The sequence below is a fragment of the Nodosilinea sp. LEGE 07298 genome (assembly GCF_015207265.1).
GTDB lineage: Bacteria > Cyanobacteriota > Cyanobacteriia > Phormidesmidales > Phormidesmidaceae > Nodosilinea.
The window spans coordinates 1-4,468 of record NZ_JADEXE010000426.1 but is presented as its reverse complement, the minus strand read 5'-3'; the positions used below and the strand labels follow the sequence as shown (position 1 = coordinate 4,468).

The following is a 4,468-nucleotide window of genomic DNA, read 5'->3' as shown; positions in this document are numbered from 1 at the left end:
GGACGTCGAATCAAGATTTCAGGAGCTCACTGGAACGCAGATAACGTGCAACAAGTGCTGCAACAGCGATGTGCTTATCTAAATGGCTACTTCTCAAAATGAGTCTTGCAAGACTGGGATGCACCCCGTTGGATCTGGTGTGCTCTCTGGCAAGAAAACTATGTGGGGAACCCTAGCTTTTGTGAACTGCTGGTAGTCTTCCGGCAAGATTGTCTCAGAATCGTAGTAAACCAACGTTGGAATTTTAGGCATAAGAAAGGGTTGGTAAGCTTCAAATAGAAATACCAAAGCCTCATTCAATAGCGAATATATAGCCTGGGGTGCGACCACATTCCCGATGCCTTCCTTCAATAACCATAGGATGAGGCGCTTGCGATCGCGTTCAGATTGCCGATCTAGAGGCAGCGAATAGAAAATTCCTAATAGATCCTCCCCCGCCAGCACTGCTTTGAGCGCCTCCCCCTTTCTATCGCTCGGTTGTTGCCAGACCCGAAAGGGTGTAGGTGTAGCCCCTTGAAAGGGTGCGATCTCCTTTTGTCGACAGTAGGGGCATCCACCACAGGATCGCTCTACGGGCACTCCTCGTCGGGATGGCTCTAACCGAGTTTGGATGCTATACGCCTCTGAAAAAATCTCAGCCAGACAACGCTTTGGCCGCAGGGCTTCTTTCATAAGTTTGAGGCTATTGAATGCCCACTGCTGGCGTTGATTGCGGGCAGGTTCAACCTTTTCTGCCCAAACATCAACTTTCAGATGCTGTTCATCGCTAATTTGTACGGTTCGATAGCCCCTGTATTGCTCTATAGCCTGCTTAAAATCTTCCTTATCCTCAATGTGAGGGAGAGGCTCTGCATCAAGCGCGATCAACCCGGCTCGACTCATCAAGGTGAGGGTGCGAATATTCCAGTCTTGGTTTCTAATACTGCTTCCATCCAAGTCAATGTTGTAAGGGGGGGGGACGGTAATAGGAACCTGAAATCGATCATCAGGTAGTGAACGCTTGTGCGAAAACATTTCCTCCCAGCGCTGCCTCCCGCGATCGCTAGTGATGTAGGTGATTTCCCCAATGGCGGCTGCGTCCTGAAAGTCCTTCGCGGTATGAAGCACCAGAGATAGCGTGGCTTTACCATCACGCCCCCCCCGTCCTACTTCTTGGTAGAAACGGTCAATGGTCTCAGGGATGCAGACATGGATCACAGCCCGCACATCTGGCAGGTCCACCCCTAATCCAAAGGCCGAGGTCGCTACGACAATATCGATCAGCCCAGCTTGCCACCTATTCAACAAATCTAAACGCTCAAGCTGGCTCGACTTGCCCGTCATCTTGGCACAGCGCTCATACCCAGACTGTTGCAGGTATCGATGCCAATGGTCTACATCATTGACCTTGCTGCCGTAAATAATCAGTGGGCGGGGTAGGTGAGCCACAGCTTCCACCAGACGCTCCTGGCGTTCAGCTTCGCTGCCACAGTAGGCAAACCAGTAGGAAGGCTCGGGGCGAAGCTGCACCGAAGAGACAATTTCAAATGGCCCTGGCGCTCCAAACAGGGTTTCGAGTGTATCTAGGCAAGATTCTGTGACCGTGGCGGTGAGCAGCAGGGTGGGGAAACCCGGCAGTTTGTTATCACGGCAGACTCGGAGCAGCGATCGCCGGAACCCAGCCAATTCCTGAAACTCCGGGCGGAATTCATCCCCCCATTGCTCCACAATATGGGCCTCGTCAATGACCATGTAGCGGAGGAACCCCTGGCGGACAGCCTCGTAAACACTGAAGGACAGAGACTCAATCAATCCCTCAGGACTGGTGAAGACAATAGGTTGAGTGCCCTGGCGAATGCGATCGCGAATTTCTTCCCGTCGTTCTTGCCCCTCAATGGAGGTATCGCTGTAGTAGGCGGTGGCAATATTTGTTTTAGTTTGAGCCTTAAACGCCCGCTCTTGATCGATAGCTAGCGCCACGGTAGGCACCACTACAATCGTTACCCCCACTGGTTTTGAGGCTAGCCACGCAGGCAAATGGGCACAAAGGCTCTTACCCGAGCCGGTGGGAAGATTAACCACCAGAGTAGACTCAGGAGGCGCAGTCAGAATTGTTCGGATTGCCTCTCGCTGGCCCACGCTTTGATATGTCTCATAACCCAGTGCTTTAAGAAAGGGATCGCCTGAGACGGGCTCGTGGCTCCGACGGCGCACTTCCTTGAACAAAGGGGTTTCAGGAGAAACCTGCTCAGCCTGGGGAAGCCATTCTGGGTGCCAAGGCTCAGCGCTGACCACAAAAAAGTCAGGCCCCTCATTGAGCACCGCTATACCGCTGCGCTCCCAAACCTCTCGCTGGGTTGGAAACGGGGTCTTTCTTGGCACCTTCAGACTAGGAGAGGCTCCACCCTGAATTTCCATCTCATGGCGGAGCAAGTGACGCACCAAAACAGCAATGTCCCCTTGGCCTAGAGGGTGAGGTAACTGTAGTGCCCTTACCAACCGGCGTTGGCAGGCTTCGGCAAAAGCCTTTTCATCCAGGGGGGAGATAAAGCCACTCCCCAGCCAGTTTGCCAGATCTTGAAAGCCTAGTTCCATCACTCAGTTTCCTTCCCAAGCCGAGGAGGGCGGCGACCTGCCACTATATAAAACCCAATGGAGTCTAGGGAAACGCGAGGATTGATCATGCCGTCCAGAAGAGCGTTCTTGAGCACTGCCTCTATACTGGCTTCTTCAGCCAGGGATTGCCCAGATCCCATCTCGTTCTGCCTTTCTAGGCGTAGGGTTAACTGTTCTACCCGCTCGCTGAGCTTGCGATCGGCATCTTTGGCATAGCGCTGGCAGTCGCTAAGGAAGGCTTCACTCTGTCGCAGGCTTTCTTCTGATTGAGTTCTAGCCCCTTGGCAAAGGGCTTCCCAGTCATCGCGGCTGATGAACTCATCGATGATATCCAATCGGTTCTTGGCCAGGTTGTAGTCTTGCCGGGGTTGCCCCTTGCCAGAGTAATTGCGCTCCAGGATAGCTAAAAGGTGCTCATCGGTTACCACCTGCATGCGCGTATTTAGGAACAACGTTCTGAAGAAAGGAGGGAACAGGGCATCCGCTCGTCGCTGTAGGGCGCGGAGGGAGAGGTTCTTCCACTGATGCTGCTCAAGCAACTGCTTAACTCCTGACAGGTCGGCTTCGATCACATAGTCAAAGCGAAAACCGATCCACTCCATTCCTTCATCAGCAGGCCACTCTGGTGCGTGCCGCCAGAGGGCAAAGGCTCGACCTCGATCATCCCACTGCACGTAGTCATTTAGGGCATCGATGATGCCCGCGCCAACTCGATAGAGCACCCTGCCTGGGCGGCGGTTGGCAAGACGGCGGTTGTAAGTGCCAGGCTTATTTAACTCCTCGGGCGGTAGAAAGGTGAGAATGTCGTTGACCGGCAGCAGGGTCTTAGGAGTTGGCTTGTACCAGAAGAAATCAATATTGTCGGGATCCGTGAACCAACGCTTAAATTGCAGTGCGTCGCAAACCCATCCTTCAGCGGCCTGTTTAATCTCCTTGTGGCGACCATCGTAATCATCGAGCAGGGCGAAGTACTCGGCAGCATTGCTGTCCAGAGCATCGATTTCATCCAGGGCATGTTGTTCGCCAATACTGACCTTCTCTGACTCGACCTCATTTTCAACCACGTCGATGATCCGTTCTAAACCATCTGCCCCTTCCTGAAAGAGCAAGGTCTCGAATTCCGGCAGCTTACTGTCAACGTAGAACTGGAGGCTGGCAACGGATTCTTTAAATAGATTGAGCCCAGACCCCAGGAGAACAACCCAGGCGCAAAGCGGGTCATCGGCAGCCTGGGATCCACTAAAGACAACATATTTCATCGAATGCTGTAAGCCGATCCGGTTCATCCGGCCATGGCGCTGTTCTAGGCGGTTGGGCGACCAGGGCAAGTCAAAGTGAATCATGTAATCGGCGAACTGGAGGTTGTGGCCCTCTTCGCCTGAGGCATCGCAGACTAGTACAAAGCAGCGGGGGTTAGTTTTGAATTGGTTCTCCTGCTGCTCGACGATTTCAGCGGATTGGCCTGTCTCTAGGGTAGCGATCGCTGCCTCACCAAACTTTTTCCTCATGCGCTGGGCGATGGCTTGGCCTACCTGGGTATAGCCCGTAAATACGACCAGTTTAGGGATATTCACCCCTCCTTGTTCTCGCAGGCTAGTGATCAGGTCTTGGAGATGGTGGATGCGATCGCCCCTTAGTGGTGCAGAAAACTTAGGGCAGTCTCACCATGAGAATGTGAGGACCTTAGCGAACTCAATGCGACAGTCTAGGGCGTCTCGCTTGCATTGAGAGGCGCAAGCGGGCGGTGGATTGCCCTTAGGCAAGGCTTGGAGGATGGGCAAGGGCAAACGCTCGTAGCAAAGCCGAGCCAGTTCCCGCAAACCGAGTTGCAGAAAACTCAAGCCCCGGTCTCCATGCCAATCCAGACGACTCC

2 protein-coding genes and 1 pseudogene are annotated in these 4,468 nt (G+C 53.5%); all 3 read right to left on the bottom strand.

The annotated features are described in order from the left end of the window. Positions 1–93: 93 nt before the first annotated feature. Complete coding sequence (gene dpdF, locus IQ273_RS30925) at positions 94–2,574, bottom strand: protein DpdF (RefSeq protein WP_194026923.1); 2,481 nt, start codon at positions 2,572–2,574, stop codon at positions 94–96. After that, positions 2,574–4,169, bottom strand: coding sequence for a helicase-related protein (locus IQ273_RS30920; RefSeq protein WP_397199071.1), 1,596 nt, complete (start codon positions 4,167–4,169; stop codon positions 2,574–2,576). Before IQ273_RS30920 ends, dpdF begins: the two co-directional genes overlap by 1 nt. An 87-nt stretch (positions 4,170–4,256) precedes the next feature. Further along, positions 4,257–4,468, bottom strand: a pseudogene (locus IQ273_RS34190) (IS4 family transposase); the annotation flags it as partial.